The sequence below is a fragment of the Micromonospora sp. CA-269861 genome (genome assembly GCF_050948505.1).
Lineage (GTDB): Bacteria > Actinomycetota > Actinomycetes > Mycobacteriales > Micromonosporaceae > Micromonospora.
In genome coordinates, this window is sequence record NZ_CP192014.1 from 2,290,489 (window position 1) to 2,313,184 (window position 22,696).

Below are 22,696 nucleotides of genomic sequence, written 5' to 3' on the forward strand. Positions count from 1 at the left end.
GTGCAGCTTTTAAGGAAGAAACCGGCGGCACCCGGCCCGCGCGTTGTGCCAGACTCCGGCCTCGTGGAACACGTGGAACTCGCCGCCGCCGACCTGTTGCTGCGCCCCTGGCGAGACGAGGACGCCCCGGCGGTGCGCGACGCCCTCCGCGACCCGGCGATCGCCCAGTGGAACCCGCAGGGCGACGGCCCGATCGACGACGAGCTCGCCCTGCTCTGGGTGCGCCGCCGGGCCGACTGGTCCACCGGCGGCCACGCCTCGATGGCGGTCACCGCGGCGGCCGACGGCAAACTGCTCGGCTCGGTGTCGCTGCACCGCATCCACGACGGCGACGCGTCCATCGGCTACTGGACGGTGCCGGCGGCACGGGGACGTCAGGTGGCGGTGCGCGCCGTCGTCCGGCTCACCGACTGGGCGTTCGCGGATCTCGGGCTGCACCGGGTGGAGTTGTGTCACGCGGTGGCCAACCCGGCGTCCTGCCGGGTCGCCGACCGCGCCGGCTACCCGGCCGAGGGAACGCTGCGCGAGTCGTACCGGTACGGCGACGGCCGCCGCTACGACGAGCACCTGCACGCCCGCCTGGCCACCGACCGCTGACCGTCACTCGGTGACCTTGCGGAGGAACGTCGCGAGGGCGGTCCTGACGCGGTCGATCCTCTCCGGCAGGGGCAGAGGCTCGGGCGCGGGGGGCCCGGCGTGCTTCTTTCCCCGCAGGTACAGCGAGCAGGCCAGGTCGGAGCACAGGTACGTGCCCACGGAATCGCCCTGCCGTCCGCTCGGACCGGCCTTCGGGGCGGTCATCAACGAGACGCCGCCGCCGAGGTGCGTGGTCAGGCAGAACGAGCACATGCTGTGCCGTACGCGCCCCGTCTGGTGCGTCGCGGCCCGCAGCACCACCCCGGCCAGCTTGCCGTCGGTCTCCGCGACCAGGTAGGCCCGCTGCGGCGCGGAGGGATCCCGCCAGCCGAAGAAGTCGAGATCGTCCCACTGGCGCATGTCCAGATCGTTCGGGACGGTCAGCCGCTTCGCCTCGCCCCGGCTGCAATTGACGAAGGAGGCGCGAATGAGGGATTCGGTCAGGACTAACATAGGTAGTAGCCTAGCTCCACTAGGCAAACGATTAACGCAGCTAGGTTTGGAGTGTGCGGGATGGCACGTGCCAAGGTGACCGTCGAGCGCCTGACGCTGGCCGCCGCCGAGCTGGCCGACGAGGTGGGCGTGGAGAACGTCACAGTCGCCGCGCTCGCCCGTCAGTTCGGGGTGAAGGACGCGAGCCTGTACTTCCACCTCAGGAACGCGCACGAGCTGCGGGTCAGGATCGCCCTGCTGGCGCTGGCGGAGCTGGCCGACCGGGTCGCCGCCGCGCTCGCCGGCCGGGCCGGCAAGGACGCGCTGGTGGCGTTCGCCAACGCGTACCGCGACTACGCGCGGGAGCACCCGGGCCGCTACGCCGCCATGCAGATCGACCTCGACCCGGAGACCGCCGCCGCGAGCGCGGGCGTCCGGCACGCCGAGATGACCCGGGCGATCCTGCGCGGCTACCGGCTCTCCGAGCCCGACCAGACCGACGCGGTGCGGATGATGCACAGCACGTTCCACGGGTTCGTGAGCCTGGAGAAGACCGGCGGCTTCCGGCACACCCCGCGCCCCACCGACGACTCGTGGTCGCGCACCCTGGACGCCCTCGACGCCGTCCTCACCAACTGGCCGCCGCGCTGAAGTGCCGCAGCGCACGGCATAGGCTCGGTGGCGTGGATGATCTGGAGTTGGCCGACTGGCGGGAGCGGGTCGCCCGGCTGTACCTGTCCGACGTTGACCTGGCCGGCTTCCGCGCCGGCCGTGACGAACTCTTCGCCACCCACCCGCAGAGCCCGATCCCCGCGGCGGAGCGGCAGGGCTTCACCGGTGTGCGCTACTTCCCGCCCAATCCCGAAGCAGTCGTCGAGGCGCCCCTGCGCTCGGCCAGCGGCGAGCTGCGCATCGACACCGGAGGCCCGGACGGGGTTGTCGCGTACCGGCGGGTCGCGGTCGCCGACACGCCCTGGGGGCCGCTGACTCTGTGGTGGATCGAGGCGTACGGGGGCGGGCTGTTCGTTCCGCTGCGCGACGGCACCTGCGGGCGGGAGAGCTACGGGGGAGGCCGGTACCTCACCGACACGGTGAAGGGCACCTTCGGTCGGGGCGTCGAGCTGCTGCCCGGCGACCGGGTCCGGCTGGACGGCAACTACCTCTACAACCCGAGCTGTGCCTATGACGACCCCTGGGCCTGCCCGCTGGCGCCTCCGGAGAACCGGGTCGAGGTCGAGATCCGTGCCGGCGAGCAGACGTACGCGACCCACGACCACGGTTTGTGAGGAGGAATCGTCTGATGACGGTCAGCTGGGCGTACATCTATGAGCATCCGGGCAGCGACCCCGTTGCGGACCGGGTCGTGCTGGACCGCGACGGCCAACGCACCTACCTGGTGCCCGTGCCGGACCCGGCGATGGCCCCTGCCGTGGCGGTGGACCTGCTGGCCGAGGGGGTCGCGCTGATCGAGCTGTGTGGCGGGTTCGCGCTGGCGGCAGCGGCACGGGTGGCCGAGGCCGTCGGCGGGCGGGTGCCGGTCGGGCACGTCACGTTCGCGGTGGACTCGGTGCGCGGCGCTACGCATTACGGCGAACTGTTCGAGGCTGATCCGTCCCAGCCCGGCTGAACGACGAAACGGCCGCCCGCCCCGAGCGCTGCCGGGACGGGCGGTCGGTCGTCGCTCAGCGGTCGGCGGGCGCCCGTCCCGGCATCTGCATCCGACCCAGTAGCTGTCGCGCCTGGTCGGCGAGCTGCGCGTCGACTGTCACCGCGTACTGGCCGGCGCGCAGTGAGCTGGCTGAGGTGAAGTCGCGCTGCCCGCCGGTCATGGCGTGCGCGACCGCGCCGAACACCGCGCCCCAGATCGCACCGATGACCAGCCCGACCAGGATCACCGCCAGCCAGTTGCCGACGGTGAAGATGCCGAACAACAGGCCGATGAAGAGCCCGAACCAGGCGCCGGTGCCGGCGCCGAGCAGCCCGGCTCGACCGGTGGTCATTCGCCCGAGCACCGTCTCCACAAGTGTGAGATTGGTGCCGACGATGGCGCTGTGCTCCACCGGAAAGCGGTTGTCGGCCAGATAGTCGACGACCCGCTGCGCGGTCGGATAGTCCGGGTACGAGCCGATCGTCACGGTCGGCGGGCTGCCCTCCGGCCCGTGGCCGTCCCCGGCCGGTGTCGACAGGCGGCCGGCCGGCCCGGATGGAAGCAGGTCGCCACCCTGTGTGCCGGGCCGCCAGGCGGCGGTCGGCCCCGAAGCTGACGTCATGAGCATCCTCCCTCGTCAGCTCACCGGGTTCCCGTCCAGGCCGACAGGTAACGCGGTGCCCGCCGACGGGCAGGAGGGGCATGGGCGCGGACTGCCCGGGTAGCCAGTCAGGTGGAGAACGGACAGATCAGCGACTACGGGTTCCTCGCCGACGGCCGCAGCGCGGCGCTGGTGGATGCCTCGGGCTCGGTGAACTGGTGGTGCCCGGGCCGGTTCGACGCCCCGTCGGTGTTCGGGCGGCTGCTCGACGACAACGCCGGGCACTGGTCGATCCAGCCCGAGGGCGACTACCGCGTCGAACGGTGCTACCTCGACGACACCCTCGTGCTGCGGACGGTCTTCCGTACCCGGAGTGGGGCTGTCGCGTTGACCGACGCGCTCGCCTTCGAGCCCGGCTCGCGCGGTCACGACATCGGCCTGCACTCGCCGCAGGTGCTGGTCCGCTCGGTGGAGGGTCTGTCCGGCTCGGTGCCGATGCGGGTGCAGTACCGGCCGCGCTTCGAGTACGGCCGCGCCATCGCGTACCTGATCGAGCGGGAGGACATGCTGGAGGCCATCGCCGGGGCCGCCCGGCTCACGCTGCGCGGCAGCGTGCGGTTGACCGCCGGCGACGGCGAGGCCACCGGGACGTTCACCGTCCGCCCGGGCACGAAGCTCAACTTCACCCTCGGGTACGCCCCGACCTACGACGCGCCGCTGCCCGAGGTGCCCGACGCCGACCAGACCATCGCCGACACCGTCGCCGGCTGGCGCTCCTGGTCGGCCGAGCACGACTACGACGGGCTCTACCCCGAGCAGGTGCGGCGCAGCCGGTTGGTGGTGCAGGGCATGACGTACCGGCCCAGTGGCGCGGTGGTGGCCTCGGTGACCACCTCGCTGCCGGAGAAGCTCGGCGGGGACCGCAACTACGACTACCGCTACGTCTGGGTGCGCGACTTCAGCCTCACCCTGCGGGCGCTGTGGCGCACGGCGTGCCTGAGCGAGGTGCAGCGGCAGTTCGCGTGGCTGGGCCGGGCGATGGGCCGCATCGACGACAAGCCGGTGCCCATCATGTACGGGGTGCTGGGGGAGCGGGACCTCACCGAGCACCGCCTGGAACAGCTCGGCGGCTACCGTGACAGCCCTCCGGTGGTGATCGGCAACGACGCGTGGCAGCAGCGGCAGACCGACATCTTCGGCGAGGCGATGGATGCCGCCTGGCTGATGCGCGACAAGCTGGAGCCGCTGGACCCGGAGGTGCATCACGTCCTCCGGTTGCTCGCCGACCAGGCCGCGCGGGACTGGGCCCTGCCCGACGCGGGCATGTGGGAGGAGCGTGGCATCGAGCACCACCACGTGTCCTCGAAGGTGCAGTGCTGGGTCGCCCTGGACCGGGCGGTCCGCTTCGGTGACAGGCTCGGCGAGCCGCAGGACGTGGCCCGCTGGGCGGCCGCCCGGGACGCCGTGCGCGCGGAGGTGCACGAGCGGGGCTGGAACGAGCGGCTCCAGTCGTACACCGGGAGTTTCGAGTCCGACGACCTGGACGCGTCGGTGTTGGTGATGCCGCTTGTCGGATTCCTGCGGGCCGACGACCCGCGGATGCTCTCGACGATCCGCGCGGTGGAGCGGCGGCTCTCCCACGACGGCCTGCTGCGGCGCTGGGACGGCGACCCGGCGGGGTTTCTGATCTGCTCGTTCTGGCTGGTGTGTTGCCTGGCGCTGGCCGGTGAGCGGGAGCGGGCGCACGAGTTGTTCCGGGGTTTGGCGCAGCGGGTCAACGACCTCGGCCTGTTCGCCGAGCAGATCGACCCACTGACCGGTGAGCAGTTGGGCAACTTCCCCCAGGCGTTCTCCCACATCGGCCTGATCAACGCCGCCGGCGTGCTGACCGACGTCGAGCGGGACCCGACGCTGCGTCAGTGCGGAATGCCCCCGGCGCACTTCTCCCCGGTGCGCCGCTGAGCCAGACTTTCGTGGAACTGGTGACAACTTTCAATCTGTTGGCGTGAAGTTCTATCGCTCTCCAGTGAAAGACGTTAATGTCCGGGACACCCTGCGGTGCTCCTCCAGTCGGCGGGAGCGGCACCGAGATCCCCCGGACAGCTGGAGGTCTCGTGTCCCGCACACCGCGCCGACGTCTCGTCAGCGCCACCACCCTGCTCACCGTCCTGCTCGCCCTCTGTCTCGTCCCCCAGGCAGGCGCTCACCCGGCCGCCGCGTCCACGGCCCGGGCCGCCGCCCTCGCGCCGCCCGCCACCACCGGTTTCGAGAAGGTCGCCCTCGACGGCGGCCTCTCCATGGGTGAACCGATCGAACTGGCCGTCGCCCCCGACGGCAAGGTCTTCTACATCAACCGGGGCACCAGCAGCGCCGGTGGCCAGGTCCGCCTCTACAACCCGGCGACGAGCTCCACCACAGTGGCCCTGACCCTGGCGTTGGACGCCCGCTTCGAGGACGGCCTGATCGGCATCACCCTGCACCCGGGCTTCGCGAGCAACCGCTGGGTCTACCTCTTCTACTCGCCGAAGGTCACCCCACTGGTCAACCGGATCAGTCGGTTCACCTTCAACCCGTCCACCCTGCTGCTCGACCCGGCCAGCGAGGACATGCTCATCGAGTGGCCCACCGAGCGCGACCTCTGCTGCCACTCGGCCGGCTCGATGAGCTGGGACACCGCCGGCAACCTGTACTTCGCCGTCGGCGACAACACCAACTCCGGTGGCGACTCCGCCGGAATGGCCCCGATCGACGAGCGGACGAACCGCAACGCGCAGTACGACGCCCAGCGCACCTCCGGCAACACCAACGACCTGCGCGGCAAGATCAACCGGATCCACCCGGAGAACGACGGCAGCTACACCATCCCCACCGGCAACCTCTTCGCCGCCGGCACCGCGCGAACGCGCCCGGAGATCTACGTGATGGGCGTACGCAACCCGTACCGGATCTGGGTGGACCGCAAGGCCAACAACACCCTCTACTGGGGTGAGGTCGGCCCGGACGCGGGCGCCGACCTCGCCAACCGTGGCCCGGCGGCGTACGACGAGTTCAACCGGGCCAACGGCCCCGGCAACTACGGCTGGCCGTACTGCGGCGGCCCCAACGTCGCCTACAACGACTGGGACTTCGCCACCGCCACCCCGCGCGGCTGGTTCCCCTGCGGCGGCTCGACCGGCCCGGTCAACAACTCACCCCGCAACACGGGTGTCCAACAGCTTCCGCCGACCAAACCGGCACTGGTCTGGGAGCAGCACGGCGGCAGTGAGGACTGGCCGGCGCTGGACAACCCGGGTGGGTGCGGCTCGCCCAACCACGTCGAGGTCTACCACTACGACCCGAACCTCGTCTCGGACGTGAAGTGGCCGGCCTACTACGACAACAAGTGGCTGATCTCCGAGTACTGCCGCAACTGGATCAAGGAGGTCCAGTTCGACAACGGCAACCCGTCCACCGGGGCGCCGACCGTCATCGAGCCGGTGCTCGCCGGCATGAAGCTCGTCCACCCGATCGACTGGCAGTTCGGCCCGGACGGCTCGCTCTACCTGCTGGAGTACGGCAGCGGCTACTTCTCCGGCGCGGTCGACGCCGGCCTCTACAAAATCAACTACGTCCAGGGTGGCCGGTCGCCGGCAGCCAAGGCCACCGTCAACCGGGACAACGGCCTGGCCCCCCTTTCGGTGACCTTCTCCAGCGCCGGCAGCTCCGATCCCGACGGCGACCCGCTGACGTACGCCTGGGACTTCACCAACAACGGCAGTACCGACTCGACCGCGGCGAACCCGTCCTTCACGTACTCCGCGAACGGGAGCTACAGCGCCCGGCTCACCGTCAGCGACGGCACCGGCCGCAGCGCGACCACACTGGTCCCGGTCGTGGTCGGCAACAACCGGCCGACCGTCACGTTGACCGGCCTGCCCGCCGGCGGGCTCTTCGACTGGGGGCAGGACCTGACGGTGGGCGCCACCGCCAGTGACCCGCAGGACGGCACGCCGGCCTGCTCGGCGGTGGTCGTCCGGGCCGCGCTCGGCCATCAGGAGCACGCCCACGAGGAGGGGGAGGGGACCGGCTGCGGCGCGACCTTCAACACCGGCCCGGTGCACGCCGGCCCGGACTCGGTGCTCTTCTTCGTCCTCCGCGGCAGCTACACCGATCGCGGCGCGACCGGCGCGGCCGCGCTCACCGGTGAGCAGGAGATCAGCCTCTACCCGAAACAGTGGCAGGCCGAGCACTTCGTCCAGCTCAACGGCCCCAAGGTGATCGACCAGGCCGCGGCCGAGGGCGGCAAGCGACTGGGTGACGTCCAGAACGGCGAGAGCGTCCGGCACCACGCGGTGAGCCTCAAGGGCATCACCGGCGTACGGGCCCGCGTCTCCTCCGGCGGCTCCGGCGGCACCCTCTCCTTCCGGTACGACTCACCGACCGGCACCGAGGTCGCCCGGATCGCGGTGCCGAACACCGGCGGCTGGGACAACTACACCGAGCTGAGCGCCACGGTGACCAGGCCCGACGACGGCACCCACGACCTGTACCTGGTCGTCACCGGCGGCAGCGGGGCGCTGCTGGACGTGGACAGCTACACCTTCACCGGCCCCGGCGTCGGCTCCGGCGGGGCGCGCACCGGTGAGGTCAAGGCACTCGGCAAGTGTGCGGACATCGCCTCCAGCCAGACCGCGAACGGCACCAAGGTGCAGACCTGGACCTGCAACGGCACCGCCGCGCAGCGCTGGACCCTGCCCGGTGACGGCACGGTGCGGGGGCTCGCCAAGTGCCTGGACGTGAAGGCGAGCGGCACCACCGACGGCACGCTCGTGCAGCTCTACGACTGCAACGGCAGCGGGGCCCAGCAGTGGGCCCCCCAGTCGGACGGCAGTCTGCGCAACCCCCAGTCCGGGCGGTGCCTGGACATCCCCAACTCGGACCTCACCGACGGTCGGCAACTGCGGATCTGGACCTGCAACGGCACCGGGGCGCAACGGTGGACCCTGCCGTGACCGTCCCCTGACCGGCTCGGCACCCGTACCCGAGCGTCGCTGACGCACGGGGCCGGGCGGCAGAGGCGGAGCCCGGCCGTCCACCACGTCCCCCGGGGTGGACGGCCGGGACTCGGGGCACAATGCCGGCATGAGGTTGGTGCTCACGGCGGACACCCACGTACCGAAGCGGGCCCGGGACCTGCCCGGACCCCTCTGGGCGGCCATCGAGGAGGCCGACGTGGTGGTGCACGCCGGCGACTGGGTGGACGAGACCCTGCTCGACGCCATGTCCGCGCGATCGCGCCGACTGATCGGGGTGTACGGCAACAACGACGGCCCGGCGCTGCGCGCCCGGCTGCCGGAGGTGGCCCGGGTCGAGCTCGACGGCCTGCGGATCGCGGTGGTGCACGAGACCGGGCCACGGACCGGCCGCGAGAAGCGGTGCGCGGCCCGCTTTCCCGACGTCGACCTGCTGGTCTTCGGGCATTCGCACATCCCCTGGGACACCGAGGCGCCAGGTGGGCTGCGCCTGCTCAACCCCGGCTCACCCACCGACCGCCGTTCCCAACCCCACGCGACCTACCTCACGGCCGAGGTCCGCGAGGGCCACCTGATCAAGGTACGTCTCAACCCCGTACCCCGCCCCTGACCGCCCCGCCCCCGCGCAGGATCGCGGAGGGTTACTGGCCCCGGCCGGTCTCGGCTTGGAGTTCGTCGATGCGCTTGGACGCCTCGGCCTTGGTCAGGTCGTCCGGGAGGTCAGCGTGGGCCTCCCGGGCCAGCGTGCTCAGGTAGGACTCCTGAGCGGCCGTCGGCGGCTCGTCGCCGGTGACCCACTCGTCCGGGTCCTTGATCGCGGCATTCTGGTCGGCCTGCTCGGTGCGGCGGTCCGTCATCATCATCACCCTCTCTTTCGAACAGGTGTGCCAGTACCCCGATCGCCTGTGGTTCATGCCCGAAGCCCGCCACCTACGATCATCGGATGACGGTGGACAGGTCGAGTGTCGTGGTGGTCGGGGCGGGCATCGCCGGGGTGGCCTGTGCGGTCGAGCTGACCCGGGCCGGGGTGCCCGTGCAGGTCCGGGAGCGGGGGCACGTCCGCGGCGGCCGGATGGCGAGCAAACGCTTCCAGGGCCGGCCCGCGGACATTGGGGCCGCCTACTTCACCGCCACCGACCCGGACTTCGCCGCTCTGGTCGAGCAGTGGCGCGCCGCCGGGCTGGTCCGCGAGTGGACCGACACCTTCCAGGCGTACGACCGGACCGGAAACCACGAGGTGACCGGGCCGATGCGCTTCGCCGCCCCCGGTGGGCTGCGCTCGCTGGTCGAGCACCTGGCCGGCGAGGTGCCGGTGACGGTCGACCGGCTGGTGCTCACCGTGGAGCCCGGCCCGATCGTGGACGGAGAGCCGTGCGCGGCGGTCGCCCTGGCCATGCCGGGCCCGCAGGCGGCCCTGCTGCTCGACCCGGCCCTGGCCGACGCCACCCGGGCCGTGCAGGCGCAGCGCTGGTCGCCGTCTCTGGCCGCGGTGCTGCGCTTCCCGACCCGGCGCTGGCCGGACTTCCAGGGCGCGTTCGTCAACGAGCACCCGGTCCTCAACCTCGTCTGCGACGACGGCGACCGGCGCGGTGACGGCGCGCCGGTGCTGGTCGCGCACACCGTGCCGGAGTTCGCGGCCGGGCACCTGGCCCAACCCACCGGGGCCGGCCCGGCTATCGAGCAGGCCGTCCGGGATCTGCTCGGGCTGCCCGAGCAGGCCGTCGACGTGCACGTGCACCGCTGGACGTACGCGAAGCCGACAAGCGACGCCGCCGGCGCCACCCACCACCTCGACGCCGACGGGATCGGTCTGGCCGGCGACGCGTTCGGCAAGCCCCGGGTGCAGAGCGCCTGGCGCTCGGGCCGGGACCTGGGTCGTGCGCTGGCCGCCCGCCTGGCCTGAGACCCGCCCGCCCAGGTGTCCGCCTGGTTCGCGGCACGCGCTCAGGCGTGCCCGGCTGCCGCGACGGGCCGAGCGTCGGCCTTCCGCTCGGCCGGGTCGGAGGTCCGCTCGCCCTCCCGGTCGAGCAGCTGCATCACCGGGGTCGCCGTGATGCCGTGCACCACGACGGAGACGAGCACCACCAGCCCGACGGTCGCCCACAGCAGCTCGGCCTGCGGGAAGTCGGCCTTGGTGGTGGCGTACGCGAGGTAGTAGAACGAGCCGACACCGCGAATGCCGAACAACGAGATGACCCAGTGCTCGGCCGGGCGTCCCGGGGCGCCGCGCAGCGACAACCAGCCGATCAGTGGCCGTACCAGGAACACCAGCGCCAGCCCGACGGCGGCCGCCGGCCAGGTCAGCGGGCCCAGCAGGCCACCCACGATCGCGCCGCCGAGCAGCAGCAACAGCACCAGGGTGAGCAGCCGTTCGACCTGCTCGGCGAAGTCGTGCAGCACCGAGTGGAACTCGTGGGTCCGCTCGGCGGCCCGGATGGCCCGGGCGGCAACGAACACCGCCAGGAAGCCGTACCCGCCGACGACCTCCACCAGCCCGTACGCCAGGAACGTGGCGGCCAACGCCAGGAAGCCCTCGGCGTGCCGGGCCAGCCGCAGCTTGCTGGGCGCGCGGAAGAACAGCTTGCCGAGCAACCAGCCGATGAGCAGGCCACCGCCGACGCCGATGCCGATCTTCCAGAGCACGTCCACTGCGAACCACTCGGCCAGCCAGTCGCCCGGAGCGAGGCTTGTCGAGGCGATGGCGATGGCGGCGTAGACGAACGGGAACGCCAGGCCGTCGTTGAGGCCGGCCTCGGAGGTCAGCGCGAAGCGGACCTCGTCCTCGGAGTCCTCCACGTCGGTCGGCTCGCCGACCTGCACGTCGGCCGCGAGCACCGGATCGGTGGGGGCCAGCGCGGCGCCCAGCAACAGCGCGGCGGCCGGCACCAGCCCCGCCCACCACCAGCCGAGCAGGGCCACCGCCGCGATGCACAGGGGCATCGCGATCGCCAGCAGCCGCCAGGTGGACGACCACCGTCGCCAACTCAACGGCCGGTCGATCTTCAGCCCGGCGCCCATCAGCGCGACGATCACCCCGATCTCGGTGAGGTGGGTGGTCAGCTCCGGGTGGGCCAGGGGATCCGGTGACGGCAGCCCGACCGGCAGCAGGAACACCAGCATGCCGAGGGCGAGGAAGGCGATCGGCATGGACAGTGGGCGCCGCTCCAGCACCCGCGGCAGGATGCCCGCGAGCAGAGCGCCCAGGCCCACGAGCGCGAACGCGACATCTACCGGCTCCACGGCACCACCCTTCAGCCACCCGCGAGGCGCGGGCAGGTGGTGACAGACCTTGCCCCACAAGGGCTCCGGCTATGCGCGTACGTGTCGGTGGACCCGGGTGATCCTCACCGGGGCCGGGTGAGCGGCGAGTCCGCCAACTCGTGCAACAGCGCGGCCGGGTCGTCGTACACCGCCACGGCACCCGCGCCGGCAAGCTCGCCGCGGCTGGTGCCACCGCAGGTCAGGCCCACACACGGGATGTTCAACGCCCCGGCCGCAACGACGTCCCACACCGAGTCGCCGACGAAGACCACCCGCTCGGCGGCCAACCCGGACCGCTCCAGCGCGGCGACCAGGATGTCCGGTGCCGGCTTGCTCTGCTGGGCGTCCTCGGCGGAGGTGATCGTGTCGATCACGTCGTCGGCGGCCAGCGCCCGACGCAACGCGCCCACCTCGGGCTCGGTGGCGGAGGTGGCGAGCACCACCCGTAACCCCCGCTCGGCGCAGGCGCGCAACAGGTCGGCCGCCCGGGGTAGCGGCGTGAGTCGTTCCCAGTACTCGGCGTAGAGGGTGTCGTGCGCGTCGCGCAGCTTCGAGTCGGCGTCGCGGTCCCGCTCCGGGCCGAGGAGGTGGTCCAGGAGTTTGTCCGAGCCCATCCCGATCGAGCGGTGCACCGTCGCCATCGGCACCGGCTGATCAGTCTGGCGTAACGCCTCCCACCAGCTCACCGTGTGCAGGTAGGTGGTGTCGACGAGGGTGCCGTCGACATCGAAGAGGACCCCGGCGGGCCGGTCGGTACGCATGGGCGTCCTCCTAACCTCGGGCGTTTCAGGGATGCGCGGCCGGTGGCGTGAGGATCTCGAACCAGACGGTGGAGCCGCGCACCGACGGGTCGGTCCCCCAGGCGTCGCTGAGCTCCTCGATCAGGCCGAGGCCACGACCGCGACTGCTCAACGTGTCGGTACGGGCCCGGGTCACGGTGCCCCGGGTGCCGGAATCCGCTACCGAGACGAGCAACCGCTCGGCGCTGAGGTCGATCTCCACCCGGGCGGCCGTGCCGGCGTGCAGCAACGCGTTGGTGGTCAGCTCGCTGGTGCAGAGCACCGCCGCCCCGATCACCGACTCGGGCACCTGCCACTCGGTGAGCTGGCCGGTCAGCCAGTGCCGGACCCGGCTGGGCGCGGTCGGCTCCGCCGGCACCTCCATGCTCGCCGAGCGACTCGGTTTCAGGGCGTGCTCGACCGCCAGCACGGCCACGTCGTCCTCGGTGCCGCCCGGGACCGCCGCGGTGGCCACCGCGCAGAGCGCGCGAGGGTCGCCACTGCCGGCCTTGGCGACGGCGTCGCTCAGGGTGGCCAGCCCGGCGGTCAGGCTCTGCCGGCGACGCTCCACCACCCCGTCGCTGAACAGCAGCAGGGTGTCACCGGGACGGAACGCGACAGTCGTGGTGCCCGGCCGCCCGCCCAGCCCCAGCGGCGGTCCGGCGGGCACGTCGACGTACTCGGCGTGGAACCGACCATCCGGGTCGCCGCGGCGGATCAGCGGTGCGGGATGACCGGCGCTGGACAGGGTCAGCTCCCGCCGCTCCGCGTCGATCACCCCGAACGCCACGGTGACGAACAGCTCGTGGGTGCCCGCCTCCGCGCCGAGGCTGGACACCAGCCGGTCCAGGCCGGCCAGGACCGCGTCGGGCGCCGGGTCGGCCAGGGCCAGGGCGCGCAGCGCGGCCCGGACCTGCCCCATCCGCGCGGCGGCCTGCACGTCGTGCCCGGCGACGTCGCCCAGCACCACGCCGAGCGAGCCGTCGGGCAGCAGGAACGCGTCGTAGAAGTCGCCGCCCGCCGCGTTGCCGTCCACGCCCGGGTCGTAGCGGGCCGCGATCCGCAACCGGGGCAGATCCGGCAGGTGCTCCGGCAACATGCTGCGTTGCAGCAGTTGGGCGGTGCCGTGCTGGGTCTCGAACCGGCGGGCCCGCTCCGCGGCCTGGCCGATCAGCTCGGCCGAGGCGGCCAGCAGCGCCCGCTCGGCTGGTGACCAGGTGTGCGGGACCTGGTAGCCGACCGCCAGCCCACCGCGGACCACCGAGGTGCCCAGGGGCAGGGCCGCCATCGCGCGGATCTTCTGGTCGTGCCGGTCCACTGCGGTGTCCCGCAGCGGTTGCCCGTCGCGGGTGAACGACGGCCCGCCGGAGCGTGCCGCCTGCACCACGGGGGCCGACCAGTCCGTGGCCGCCCGCCGCCAGAGCGGGGGAAGCCGCTCGTCGGCCTCGTCCAGCAACTCGCCACGGACCCGACGCACCATGCGCCAGCCGCCGCCGCCCTCGTCGACAGCGAACGAGGCCTGGTCAGGGTCGAACGTGGTGATCGCGTACCGCAGTGCCACCCGGGCCACGTCGTCGAGGGTGAGGGTGCCGGCGAGCGCCGCGGCCACCTCGCTGAGGCTCTGCAACTGCTCGGTGACGTGGGTGGTCTCGGCCGCGACCGTCAACACGCCGACGATCTGCCCGGCGCTGTCGCGCACCGGTGAGTAGCCCCGGGTGAAGACCGCCTGCTCCACCGTCGCCGAGTGCCCACGGACCAGCGGCAGGGTGGACTCCTTCTCCAGGAAGGGCTCGCCCTGCCGGTAGCTGCGCTCGATCACCGCACCGACGCCGGGCAACGCCCAGATCTCCGCGAAAACCTCGGCGGCCGGGCGGCCGAGGGCGCTCGGGTGCTTGGTGCCCAGCAGCTCGGCGTAGCCGGCGTTGTAGAGCAGGACGAGGTCGTCGCCGTACGCCAGGGCCATCGGCATCGGCGAGGCGATGATCAGCTCCACCACGGCCCGGAGGGCGACGTCCCACTCGTCGGCTGGGCCCAGCGGGGTGCTGGCCCAGTCATGGGCGAGCACGCCGACGGCCGGGCCGGACCCGGTGGGTACGCCCGGGCCCGGAGTTGCTGGCGTGGGGACCCGCCCGACCGTTCCTGGCATGTTCGCAGCCTAGTCGGCCGACCGGAAAAGGCATCCGACCACGGCGGCGGGCCGTCGCCGCGTCCCTCGCGGTGGCCGTTCAGGCAGTTCAGGACCCCTGTCCGGCGGTCTGTCGCGAAAAACGCCGCACGCTGCGCGGACTGCCGGACCCCTTGCCGGGTATGCGCCCGGCGCAGTCCATGCGACAGGAGGGACATCATGCTGAAAACCCTCGCGGTCCGGCAGGCCGACATCGGCGATGCCATCGCCGACACCTGGAGGTCGGTGCTGCTCTTCATCCCGAAGGCAGTGGCCTTCATCGTCATCCTCGTGGTCGGCTGGCTCATCGCCAGAGCCGTCCTCAAGATCGTGGATACGGTGCTGGAACGGGTGCGTTTCGACCAGGCGGTCGAACGCGGTGGCATCAAACGGGCCCTGGAGAGAACGAAGTACGACGCCAGCGACATTCTGGCCAGACTGGCGTACTACGCCGTACTGCTGTTCACACTGCAGTTCGCCTTCGGAGTCTGGGGGCCCAACGCGATCAGTGACCTGATCCGCGGCGTGGTGGCCTGGCTGCCGCGTGCGTTCATCGCGATCGTCATCGTGGTGGTGGCGGCAGCGATCGCCAACGCTGTGCGGGATCTGGTCACCGGGGCGCTGGGAGGGCTCTCGTACGGCAAGGTTCTGGCCGACCTGACCGCGATCTTCATCATCGCGCTCGGTGTGATCGCCGCACTGAACCAGGTGGGTATCGCCACCACGGTGACCACTCCGGTGCTGATCGCGGTGCTCGCCACGGTGGCCGGCATCCTGATCGTCGGCGTGGGCGGTGGTCTCGTGAAACCGATGCAGAACCGCTGGGACGGGTGGCTGCAGCGGGCTGCGCAGGAGGCCCGGGCGGTGCAGCAGCAGCGTCAGGCCACGTCGGCCGGACGTAGTGACGTGGAGCGGCAGATGGCCGACCGCGGGGGCGACCGCACCCAGACGATGCCTCAGGTGGACGAAGCGCAGCAGTACCGCTCGTAGCGGGGCGTAACGGCACGACGGCTGGGGAGGGTGTTCCGCGTACGACGCGGGGTGCCCTCCCTCGCGCGTCAGTCCCGGTCGAGTGCGCGAGCCAGCGCGCAGACCGCGAGTAGGCGGGTGAGCAGCCACTCCGGGCTGCTCCAGTCCACCGGCCCGCTGGGCGGCGCCCACCCGTGCTCCAGGGCGGCGGCGCGCACCCCCTCGGCGTAGCCGGCGAGCGCCGCGGCGGTCAGCGGCGTGCGGTCCCCGTCGAGGCTGTCCCGGACGGCCGCCGCGTGCTGGTCGACGAGGGCCAGCAGACCCGGTCGCGCGGCGGCGGCGGTGAGCCCGACGGTGCCCACGGAGACGGTGAGGGCGGCCAGGGTGGACCGCGCCGAGTCGACGGCGGTACGGGAAGCGACCCGGTTGAACGGCACACGCATGGTGACCGAGGCTAACCGACAGGTGACCGCGTCGACCTCGTCCGCTCGGTGGATGTCGGCTGCGCCACTGAGGCGATCGCCGCTGGCCGCGGGGGTTGATCCGGCACAGACGGGGCAGCAGGAGAACCACCCACGGATGGCGGCACACGGCACGGAGGCACGGATGGGACAGCAGGCGGACGGACCGGACGAGCAGCACCGGCGGCCGGACGGGGTCAGCGACGCGACGGTCGCCGCGCTCGGCAAGCTCAGCGAGGCGCTGGAGTGTGTGGAGCGGGCCCGGGGGCACCTCTACTCGATGCACCAGTTGATCGGCCATGCCGATCTGATGCTCGACGACGCCGTGGAGCAGTTTCGCGCCGCCGGGCATCCGCACCTCGCCGACCGGATCGGCACGGAGCTGCGCGGCCGTAACGTCATCGCCGGACGGTGGACGTTCCAGATCGTCGAGGACTTCGACGACGGCTACCACGCGCTGTTCCGGGAGGTGGACCAGCAGGCCCGCGACGAGCTGGTGGGCGGGCGGCGCCACCTCTACGAGGCGGAGATGAAGGAACGTCGCCGTAGTCGGGGCCGGCCGGGCCACGAGGCCCGGCCGGGCGGCGGAGACTAGTCGCTTGTCGCGTCGGCAGGGCGTCGCCGTGCCGCGTCGTCGGCGATGATCACGGTGGCCACCATCAGCGCGACGCAGAGGCTGAACAGCCACGACTCGTCGGCGACGAGCCAGGCGGACACGGGTGCCTGGAGCGCGGCGAGCAGGAAGCCGAGCCAGGCGAGCCGGCGCTGACGCGTGGAGAGGATTCCGGAGCCTTGATGCATCCCGAAATTCTTACGCGAACCGGCCGGCTTGCCGTCCTCCGATCGGCCGATTCTGGATGAGCTGTCCGTTTTCTCGACCCTACGGACACGACTTCTTTGCGTGACGAGCGATCGGGTGCCGACGGCGCTAGGGTGCGCTGCGGCAGGATGGTGCCTCGTGTCCACCGCGCCCGCGCGTCCCCGCGCCTCGCTGCTCCTGCTGGCCTACCTCGCGTTCGTCAGTCTCGGCCTGCCCGACAGTCTGCTCGGCGTCGGCTGGCCGTCGATCCGGGGCGACTTCGACGTACCCACCGAGGCGGTCGGGTGGGTGCTCACCGCCGGCACCGTCGGTTACCTCACCTCCAGCGTGCTGGCCGGCTTCACGCTGGCCCGGGTCGGCGTGGGCGCCCTGCTCGCCGGCAGCACCCTGCTGGCCAGCCTGGCGCTGGCCGGCTTCTCGGTGAGCCCGGTGCTGGCGGTACTGGTGGGCTGTGCGCTGCTGGTCGGGCTCGGCTCCGGCGCGGTCGACTCCGGGCTCAACGCGTACGCCGCCGGTGCCTTCGGGCCCCGCCACATGAACTGGTTGCACGCCTTCTTCGGCCTCGGCGTGGCCATCGGCCCACTGATCATGACCGGGGTGCTGAGCGCCGGGCTCGCCTGGCGCTGGGGATACGGCATCGTGGCCGCCGCTCAACTCGTCCTCGCCGTCGCGTTCGCGCTCACCGTGCGGGCCTGGCGTCGAGGCCCCAGCGCCGAGGCGGGCGCCACGGTGGGCGCCGCCGCCCCGGCCGGGCCCACCGGCACGGGTGTCGGGCCGGCACCGATCGTCCGGGTCCCGGTCCTGGACACGCTGCGGCTGCCGGCCATCTGGTCGGGGCTGCTCGCCTTCATGCTGTACGTGGCCATCGAGGTGGCCGCCGGCCTGTGGGCGTTCCTCCTGCTGACCGAGGGGCGTGGGCTCAGCCCGGCGGTGGCCGGCGGCTGTGTGTCCGCGTACTGGGGCAGTCTCTTCGTCGGGCGGGTCGTGCAGGGCCTGGTGGCCGAGCGCCTGGGGGCGGGGCTGGTGCTGCGCGTCAGCCTGGCCGGTATGGCGGTCGGCGCGGCGCTGATCGCCGTACCCGGACCGGCCGTCGTGGCGGTGCTCGGCCTGGTCGTTGTCGGTTTCGCCGCCGCGCCGGTGTTTCCGCTGCTCACCCTCACCACCGCCGAGCGGGTCGGCGCGGCGCACGCGGACCGGGCCATCGGGCTGCAGATCGGCGCCTCGGGCGTCGGCGCGGCGCTGGTCCCGGCCGGGCTGGGCGTGCTGATCGCCCACACGTCGGTGCAGGTACTGGGCTCGGCCCTGCTGGTGCTCGCGCTGGCGTTGATCGCGCTCTACGAATGGGGCGCCCGTCGCCCCACCGCCGGGTCTCCCGCGCCGGTGGTGCCCGCCCAGCCCGAACGCGAGGGTCAGACGTCCGGCCCGGTCCGGCCGGTGGTGGACGGACGGTAGGCGCGCTGCGGGTCGGTGTCCTCCCGGCTGTTGCCCCGGACCGCCCCGTCGCGGTCCGACGCGGCCGGCCCGTGCCCGAACGTGGCCTCCTCGCCGGCGTCGTTGCCGGTCACGTCGTCGGCCTCCCCGTCGAGGCTGGAGCCCGAGACGGCGCGCTCCAGCTCCTCCAACGGAAGCCGTTCCTCGTCCCGCCACACCCTGATGTTGTCGTCGGTCATACCACCAGCCGTACCCGGGCACGATGATCGCAAACGGGCGACCGGGCCGGGGTACGGCGATGGCCGCCGGGAATCCGGCGGCCATCTCGGGTCACTGCTCAGGATCACGGCTGCGGGCGGTCCACCTGTCCGCGCCAGGCGCCGGTCTCCTGACCGCGCCGCTCGATGTAGGTCTTGAACCGCTCCAGGTCGCCCTTGGCCCGCCGGTCGACGATGCCGAGCTTGTCGCCGGCCTGCTCGACGACACCGTGCGGCTCGAACTCGAGTTGCAGGGTGACCCGGGTCTTGTCCTGGTCCAGTCGGTGGAAGGTCACGACGCCCGCCTGCTGGGTGCCGCCGGTCGAACGCCAGGCGACCCGCTCGTCGGGCAGTTGTTCGGTGATCTCGGCATCGAACTCGCGCTTCACCCCGGCGATGTCCACAGTCCAGTGGGTCATCGTGTCGGAGACCTGCCGGACCTCCTGCACACCCTCCATGAACTCGGGGAACTCCTCGAACTGCGTCCACTGGTCGTACGCGGTGCGTACGGGCACGGAAACGTCCACGTGTTCGGTAACGCCACTCATCGGGGAACCTCCTTCAGTCGCTGGTGGATTGTCGGATCGGGGGCGATCCCTCTCACCAGCGAGTTGTCTCGTTCTTGTTGCCGAGCGCGGCCCACACCTCGGAGACCGTCTGGTAGACGGTGCCCTCGGGCAGCCGTTCCAGCGCCGCCACGATGTCGTCCGGCGCCTCGTTTTCGCGGGCGCTGGCGATGAGCACCAGGCGGTCGCCCGGCAGCGCGCTCATCGAGATGAACCGGCCGAGCCGGCTGCGCTGCTCGACGTCCGTGGAGCTCATGCCCTGTGGGGTGCCGGTGCGCAGGTCGCCGGCCGGGGCGGTGGTCGTCTCCGGCTGGTCCTCGCCAGCCGGTTCCGGCACCCGCGACTCGTCGACCCGAGAGCCACCGGTCCCCGGCCCCTGTACGAGACCGCTGACCTCCTGACTCATCTGTTCGTCGATCCTCGGTCCGTGCTTGCTGTTGCCACGCTCCATGCCTTCTGCGCTACCCGGCACCTCGCCCGGTAAACCGGCACCGGGCCACGAACCGGCCCTCGGCCCGGCCGCGAACCGGACACCCGAGCCGGAACGGAGGCTCAGTCGTCGGCGGGCCTGCGCGGCGGCAGCACCGGATCTTCCGGGTCGGGGTCGCCGGCCTGCAACTGCCGCCCACGCTGCACCTCTGAGTTGATCTGCACCCCCAGCATCAGCGCCGAGTTGGACAGGTAGAGCCAGACCAGGAACGCGATGGCCGCCCCGAGGCTGCCGTAGGTGGTGTCGTACGAGCCGAAGTTGGCCACGTAGAGGCCGAAGCCAAAGGAGGCCGCCGCCCAGGAGACCAGAGCCACCGCGCCGCCCGGGGTGAGCCAGCGGAACCGGGGCTGACGCACGTTCGGCGCGATCCAGAACAGCAGGGACAGCAGCACCATCATGATCATGGCGAGGAGCGGCCACTTCGCCACGCTCCACGTCGTGCGGGCCAGGCCGCCGGCGTTGATCAGGTCGCCGACCGCATCGGTGACCGGCCCACTGACGATCAGGCCGAGGGCGACCACCGCGAGCAGCACCAGCGTGATCGCCGCCAGGCCGATCTGCAGCGGCCGAAGCTTCCAGACCGGGCGGCCCTCGGCCACCCCGTAGACGGCGTTCGAGGCCCGGGTGAACGCCCCGATGAAGCCCGACGCGGACCAGAGCGCGCCGAGCAGGCCGAAACTCAGCAGCAGCTTGGGGTTGCTCTGGTCGAGCACCACGGTCCGGATCACCCCGACCACGCCGCCCTTGTCGTCGGTCAGCACCGACCCGGCGCCCACCTGGTTGGCCAGGTCGACCACCGTGTCCAGGGTCCGCTCGCCGTCGGAGACCAGGCCGACGAGCGCCACCACCACGATGGCGGACGGAAAGAGCGCCAGGACCCCGTAGTAGGTGAGCGCGGCGGCCCAGTCGGAGCAGTTGTCGTTGACGAAGTTCTGCACACTGCGGACCAGCACCCCGCGCCAGGTCCGCCAGCTCAACTGCCGCATCCGTCGGGGCACCCCGGCACCCGGTGTGCCGTCGAGCGTCGTACCGGGCTCCGTGGTCGTCATGCCCGCTCCCTGCGCCCCGGCCGCCGGATGACCGGTCGTCCGGTCTGGCCTGGCCCGCCGGTACCCGGATCACGAAATCGACAAACCCGCCCAGCCCACGGCCGGTGCCGCTATGGTTTGCCGCCGCGTCACCGGGGAACGGACACGGTGACTCTGTCGACACGGAGGAGGACGAGATGCCCGGGCGCGAGGACCTGCCCAGCACGCTGCGACGCTCCCCGGAGAAGGCGCAGCGCACCTGGGAGAAGACGCACGACTCGGCGGTCGAGACCTACGGCGAGGGGGAGCGGTCGCACCGCACCGCCTTCGCCGCGGTGAAGCACCAGTTCGAGAAGGTGGGCGACCACTGGGAGCCGAAGGGCCGCAAGGGCCCCAGCGACCAGCAGGCCGCCGGTGGCGGGCCGGAACGACGGGCCCCCACGGCGGGCGGCGTGGACGCCAACGCCACCAAGGACCACCTGATGTCGGTGGCCCGCAAACTCGACGTACCCGGCCGGTCCAGCATGACCAAACCGGACCTGGTCAAGGCGATCGAGAAGGCCAACGACCGCGCCACCCGCAAGGCCCGCGGCGACTGACCGCCGCCGCACCGGAGCACAACCGACGCGGTACGGGCGGACGCGCCACCCCTGCGTCCGCCCGTACCGTTCACCAGTGCCCGCCGCCGGGCGCCTCGATGTGCACCGCCTTCGTGGCGGTGAACTCGTCAAGCAGCTCCGGGCCGTACCCGAAGCCCTGCCCGCTGGCCCGGCGCGGATGCGCGGCACCCCCCGGCGCGCCCCCGAACACCGCGTTGACCTTGACGGTGCCCACCGGCAGCTCCCGCCAGGCCCGCTGCGCGTGACTCATCGACGGGGTCAACACGGTGGCGGCCAGCCCGTACGGGGAGTCCGCAGCGCAGCGCAGCGCCTCGTCGAACGAGTCGACGACCACCACCGGGGCGACCGGCCCGAACGTCTCCTCCCGGACCAGCGCCATGTCGTGGCGGCAGTCAGTGACGACGGTGGCCGGGTAGAACGCCCCCGGTCCGTCCGGCACCTCGCCGCCCGCCCGCACCCGTGCGCCGTCCGCCACCGCTGCGGCGACCTGCCCGTGCACGTGGTCCCGGTGCCGCCGGTCGACGAGCGGGCCCAGCTCGGTGCCCGGGTCCCGACCCGGCCCGACCCGCAGCGCTCCGGCACGGCGGACCAGCGCGGCCACGAAGTCGTCGGCCACCTTCCGGTGCACGTAGAGCCGCTCCACCGCCACGCAGATCTGCCCGGCGTTGGCGAACGCGCCGAGCGCCGCCTGCTCCGCCGCCCACTCCGGGTCGACGCCCGCGTCCACGATCAACGGGTCACTGCCGCCGTTCTCCAGGAGCACCTTCGCTCCGGTGCGTGCCGCGGCGGCGGCGATCGCCCGCCCGGTCGCGGTGGCGCCCACGTGCGCCACCACGTCGACCTCCTGCGCCGCCAGCGCGGCGCCCACCTCCGGGCCGCCGGTGAGCAGCGACAACACACCGGCCGGCAGTGCCTGATCCAGCGCGCGGGCCAGCAGCCAACCCGTCGCCGGTGTCCGTTCGCTCGGCTTGTAGAGCACCACATTCCCGGTCACCAGGGCCGCGCCGAGCAGTCCGCAGGAGACCGCCACCGGGTCGTTCCACGGGGTGATCGCCGCGACCACCCCGCGTGGCTGTGGGGTCAGGAAGTCCAGCGCGTCGGTCTGGCCGTTCAGCGAGCGCCCGCCGCGCAGCGGTGCCAGCTCCGCATACTGTCGCAGGGTGCCGATTCCCGCCTCGACGCCGCCGCGGGCGTCCGCCAACGGTTTGCCCATCTCCGCGGTGACCACCGCCGCCAACTCCTCGACGACCGCCTCCACCGCGTCCGCGGCCCGGTGCAGGGCCGCCGCCCGTTCGGCCGGAGCGGTCGCCGCCCACTGGGCCGCCGCGTTGCGGGCCGCCTGCGCCGCCTTGCCCACCTCGTCGGCCGTGGCCACCGGCGCCGTGCTCACCGGCGCGTCGTCCGCCGGATCACGCACGACCAGTTCGCCGCCGTCGCCGCCCGCACCCCACACCCCGCCCACCAGCTGCGCAACCGTGTACATGCGGCGCTGGATGCCCCGGCCCCGGCGAGGCAAACGCG

25 protein-coding genes are annotated in these 22,696 nt (G+C 72.3%); 12 read left to right on the top strand and 13 right to left on the bottom strand.

Annotated features, from left to right (window positions below):
- Window positions 1-63 precede the first annotated feature (63 nt).
- Window positions 64-597 (top strand): GNAT family N-acetyltransferase, encoded by a 534-nt coding sequence (locus tag ACQP0U_RS10495; protein ID WP_433317931.1) that lies wholly within the window; start codon window positions 64-66, stop codon window positions 595-597.
- A 3-nt stretch (window positions 598-600) separates the two neighbouring features.
- Here ACQP0U_RS10495 and ACQP0U_RS10500 read toward each other — a convergent pair whose 3' ends face one another.
- Window positions 601-1,089 carry an FBP domain-containing protein gene (locus tag ACQP0U_RS10500; RefSeq protein WP_433317933.1) on the bottom strand — a complete coding sequence of 163 codons (489 nt, stop codon included), beginning with the start codon at window positions 1,087-1,089 and terminating at the stop codon, window positions 601-603.
- Between the two features lie 60 nt (window positions 1,090-1,149).
- Here ACQP0U_RS10500 and ACQP0U_RS10505 point away from each other — a divergent pair, with 60 nt between their 5' ends.
- The 3 genes from ACQP0U_RS10505 to ACQP0U_RS10515 are packed head-to-tail and all read left to right on the top strand — an operon-like array spanning window position 1,150 to window position 2,695.
- Window positions 1,150-1,719: a TetR/AcrR family transcriptional regulator gene (locus ACQP0U_RS10505; protein ID WP_433317935.1), complete on the top strand. Its 570-nt coding sequence runs from the start codon at window positions 1,150-1,152 to the stop codon at window positions 1,717-1,719.
- 32 nt (window positions 1,720-1,751) lie between these two features.
- A complete protein-coding gene (locus ACQP0U_RS10510; RefSeq protein ID WP_433317937.1) occupies window positions 1,752-2,354 on the top strand; it encodes a DUF1684 domain-containing protein in 603 nt (200 codons plus the stop codon).
- 14 nt (window positions 2,355-2,368) lie between these two features.
- A complete protein-coding gene (locus tag ACQP0U_RS10515; RefSeq protein ID WP_433317939.1) occupies window positions 2,369-2,695 on the top strand; it encodes a DUF6506 family protein in 327 nt (108 codons plus the stop codon).
- A gap of 55 nt (window positions 2,696-2,750) precedes the next feature.
- Here ACQP0U_RS10515 and ACQP0U_RS10520 read toward each other — a convergent pair whose 3' ends face one another.
- Entirely contained in the window at window positions 2,751-3,338 is a 588-nt protein-coding gene (locus tag ACQP0U_RS10520) for a general stress protein (RefSeq protein ID WP_433317941.1), read from the bottom strand.
- 111 nt (window positions 3,339-3,449) lie between these two features.
- Here ACQP0U_RS10520 and ACQP0U_RS10525 point away from each other — a divergent pair, with 111 nt between their 5' ends.
- The 3 genes from ACQP0U_RS10525 (at window position 3,450) to ACQP0U_RS10535 (ending at window position 8,939) form a co-directional block, all read left to right on the top strand.
- A complete protein-coding gene (locus ACQP0U_RS10525) occupies window positions 3,450-5,279 on the top strand; it encodes a glycoside hydrolase family 15 protein (RefSeq protein ID WP_433317943.1) in 1,830 nt (609 codons plus the stop codon).
- A gap of 152 nt (window positions 5,280-5,431) precedes the next feature.
- Complete coding sequence (locus ACQP0U_RS10530) at window positions 5,432-8,308, top strand: ricin-type beta-trefoil lectin domain protein (protein ID WP_433317945.1); 2,877 nt, start codon at window positions 5,432-5,434, stop codon at window positions 8,306-8,308.
- 130 nt (window positions 8,309-8,438) lie between these two features.
- Window positions 8,439-8,939 carry a metallophosphoesterase family protein gene (locus ACQP0U_RS10535; protein ID WP_433317947.1) on the top strand — a complete coding sequence of 167 codons (501 nt, stop codon included), beginning with the start codon at window positions 8,439-8,441 and terminating at the stop codon, window positions 8,937-8,939.
- Window positions 8,940-8,970: 31 nt separating this feature from the next.
- Here ACQP0U_RS10535 and ACQP0U_RS10540 read toward each other — a convergent pair whose 3' ends face one another.
- Window positions 8,971-9,189 (bottom strand): DUF3072 domain-containing protein, encoded by a 219-nt coding sequence (locus tag ACQP0U_RS10540; RefSeq protein ID WP_091402204.1) that lies wholly within the window; start codon window positions 9,187-9,189, stop codon window positions 8,971-8,973.
- A gap of 83 nt (window positions 9,190-9,272) precedes the next feature.
- On the opposite strand from ACQP0U_RS10540, the gene ACQP0U_RS10545 reads away from it, so the two are divergent.
- Window positions 9,273-10,232 (top strand): NAD(P)/FAD-dependent oxidoreductase, encoded by a 960-nt coding sequence (locus ACQP0U_RS10545; RefSeq protein ID WP_433317949.1) that lies wholly within the window; start codon window positions 9,273-9,275, stop codon window positions 10,230-10,232.
- A 41-nt stretch (window positions 10,233-10,273) separates the two neighbouring features.
- Here the strand turns inward: ACQP0U_RS10545 and ACQP0U_RS10550 are convergent, their stop codons facing one another.
- The 3 genes from ACQP0U_RS10550 to ACQP0U_RS10560 all read right to left on the bottom strand — a co-directional run bounded on the left by ACQP0U_RS10550 (window position 10,274) and on the right by ACQP0U_RS10560 (window position 14,515).
- On the bottom strand, window positions 10,274-11,569 hold the full coding sequence (locus tag ACQP0U_RS10550) for a cation:proton antiporter (RefSeq protein WP_433317951.1): 1,296 nt from the start codon (window positions 11,567-11,569) through the stop codon (window positions 10,274-10,276).
- 104 nt (window positions 11,570-11,673) lie between these two features.
- The gene (locus ACQP0U_RS10555) at window positions 11,674-12,351 is read right to left on the bottom strand and encodes an HAD family hydrolase (RefSeq protein ID WP_433317953.1); all 678 of its coding nucleotides are present in this window, start codon (window positions 12,349-12,351) and stop codon (window positions 11,674-11,676) included.
- 25 nt (window positions 12,352-12,376) lie between these two features.
- Window positions 12,377-14,515 carry a SpoIIE family protein phosphatase gene (locus ACQP0U_RS10560; RefSeq protein WP_433317955.1) on the bottom strand — a complete coding sequence of 713 codons (2,139 nt, stop codon included), beginning with the start codon at window positions 14,513-14,515 and terminating at the stop codon, window positions 12,377-12,379.
- 198 nt (window positions 14,516-14,713) lie between these two features.
- On the opposite strand from ACQP0U_RS10560, the gene ACQP0U_RS10565 reads away from it, so the two are divergent.
- A complete protein-coding gene (locus ACQP0U_RS10565) occupies window positions 14,714-15,523 on the top strand; it encodes a mechanosensitive ion channel family protein (protein ID WP_433317957.1) in 810 nt (269 codons plus the stop codon).
- Window positions 15,524-15,591: 68 nt separating this feature from the next.
- On the opposite strand, the gene ACQP0U_RS10570 is transcribed toward ACQP0U_RS10565, so the two are convergent.
- A complete protein-coding gene (locus ACQP0U_RS10570; RefSeq protein WP_433317959.1) occupies window positions 15,592-15,945 on the bottom strand; it encodes a DUF6401 family natural product biosynthesis protein in 354 nt (117 codons plus the stop codon).
- 163 nt (window positions 15,946-16,108) lie between these two features.
- Here ACQP0U_RS10570 and ACQP0U_RS10575 point away from each other — a divergent pair, with 163 nt between their 5' ends.
- Complete coding sequence (locus ACQP0U_RS10575) at window positions 16,109-16,558, top strand: hypothetical protein (protein ID WP_433317961.1); 450 nt, start codon at window positions 16,109-16,111, stop codon at window positions 16,556-16,558.
- Here ACQP0U_RS10575 and ACQP0U_RS10580 read toward each other — a convergent pair.
- A complete protein-coding gene (locus ACQP0U_RS10580; RefSeq protein WP_196922173.1) occupies window positions 16,555-16,764 on the bottom strand; it encodes a hypothetical protein in 210 nt (69 codons plus the stop codon). The genes ACQP0U_RS10575 and ACQP0U_RS10580 overlap by 4 nt on opposite strands.
- Before the next feature lie 157 nt (window positions 16,765-16,921).
- Here ACQP0U_RS10580 and ACQP0U_RS10585 point away from each other — a divergent pair, with 157 nt between their 5' ends.
- Window positions 16,922-18,235 carry an MFS transporter gene (locus ACQP0U_RS10585; RefSeq protein ID WP_433317963.1) on the top strand — a complete coding sequence of 438 codons (1,314 nt, stop codon included), beginning with the start codon at window positions 16,922-16,924 and terminating at the stop codon, window positions 18,233-18,235.
- Here the strand turns inward: ACQP0U_RS10585 and ACQP0U_RS10590 are convergent.
- The 4 genes from ACQP0U_RS10590 to ACQP0U_RS10605 form a co-directional block, all read right to left on the bottom strand.
- A complete protein-coding gene (locus tag ACQP0U_RS10590) occupies window positions 18,193-18,453 on the bottom strand; it encodes a hypothetical protein (protein ID WP_184184204.1) in 261 nt (86 codons plus the stop codon). The two genes, ACQP0U_RS10585 and ACQP0U_RS10590, sit on opposite strands and share 43 nt — an antisense overlap.
- Before the next feature lie 104 nt (window positions 18,454-18,557).
- Entirely contained in the window at window positions 18,558-19,019 is a 462-nt protein-coding gene (locus tag ACQP0U_RS10595; protein WP_433317965.1) for an SRPBCC family protein, read from the bottom strand.
- Between the two features lie 52 nt (window positions 19,020-19,071).
- On the bottom strand, window positions 19,072-19,488 hold the full coding sequence (locus ACQP0U_RS10600) for a DUF2795 domain-containing protein (RefSeq protein ID WP_088947320.1): 417 nt from the start codon (window positions 19,486-19,488) through the stop codon (window positions 19,072-19,074).
- A 101-nt stretch (window positions 19,489-19,589) separates the two neighbouring features.
- Window positions 19,590-20,576, bottom strand: coding sequence for a YihY/virulence factor BrkB family protein (locus ACQP0U_RS10605; RefSeq protein WP_433317967.1), 987 nt, complete (start codon window positions 20,574-20,576; stop codon window positions 19,590-19,592).
- 176 nt (window positions 20,577-20,752) lie between these two features.
- On the opposite strand from ACQP0U_RS10605, the gene ACQP0U_RS10610 reads away from it, so the two are divergent.
- Window positions 20,753-21,154 (top strand): ChaB family protein, encoded by a 402-nt coding sequence (locus ACQP0U_RS10610; RefSeq protein WP_357069061.1) that lies wholly within the window; start codon window positions 20,753-20,755, stop codon window positions 21,152-21,154.
- Between the two features lie 70 nt (window positions 21,155-21,224).
- Here ACQP0U_RS10610 and ACQP0U_RS10615 read toward each other — a convergent pair whose 3' ends face one another.
- The gene (locus tag ACQP0U_RS10615; RefSeq protein ID WP_433317970.1) at window positions 21,225-22,658 is read right to left on the bottom strand and encodes an aldehyde dehydrogenase family protein; all 1,434 of its coding nucleotides are present in this window, start codon (window positions 22,656-22,658) and stop codon (window positions 21,225-21,227) included.
- Window positions 22,659-22,696: the final 38 nt, after the last annotated feature.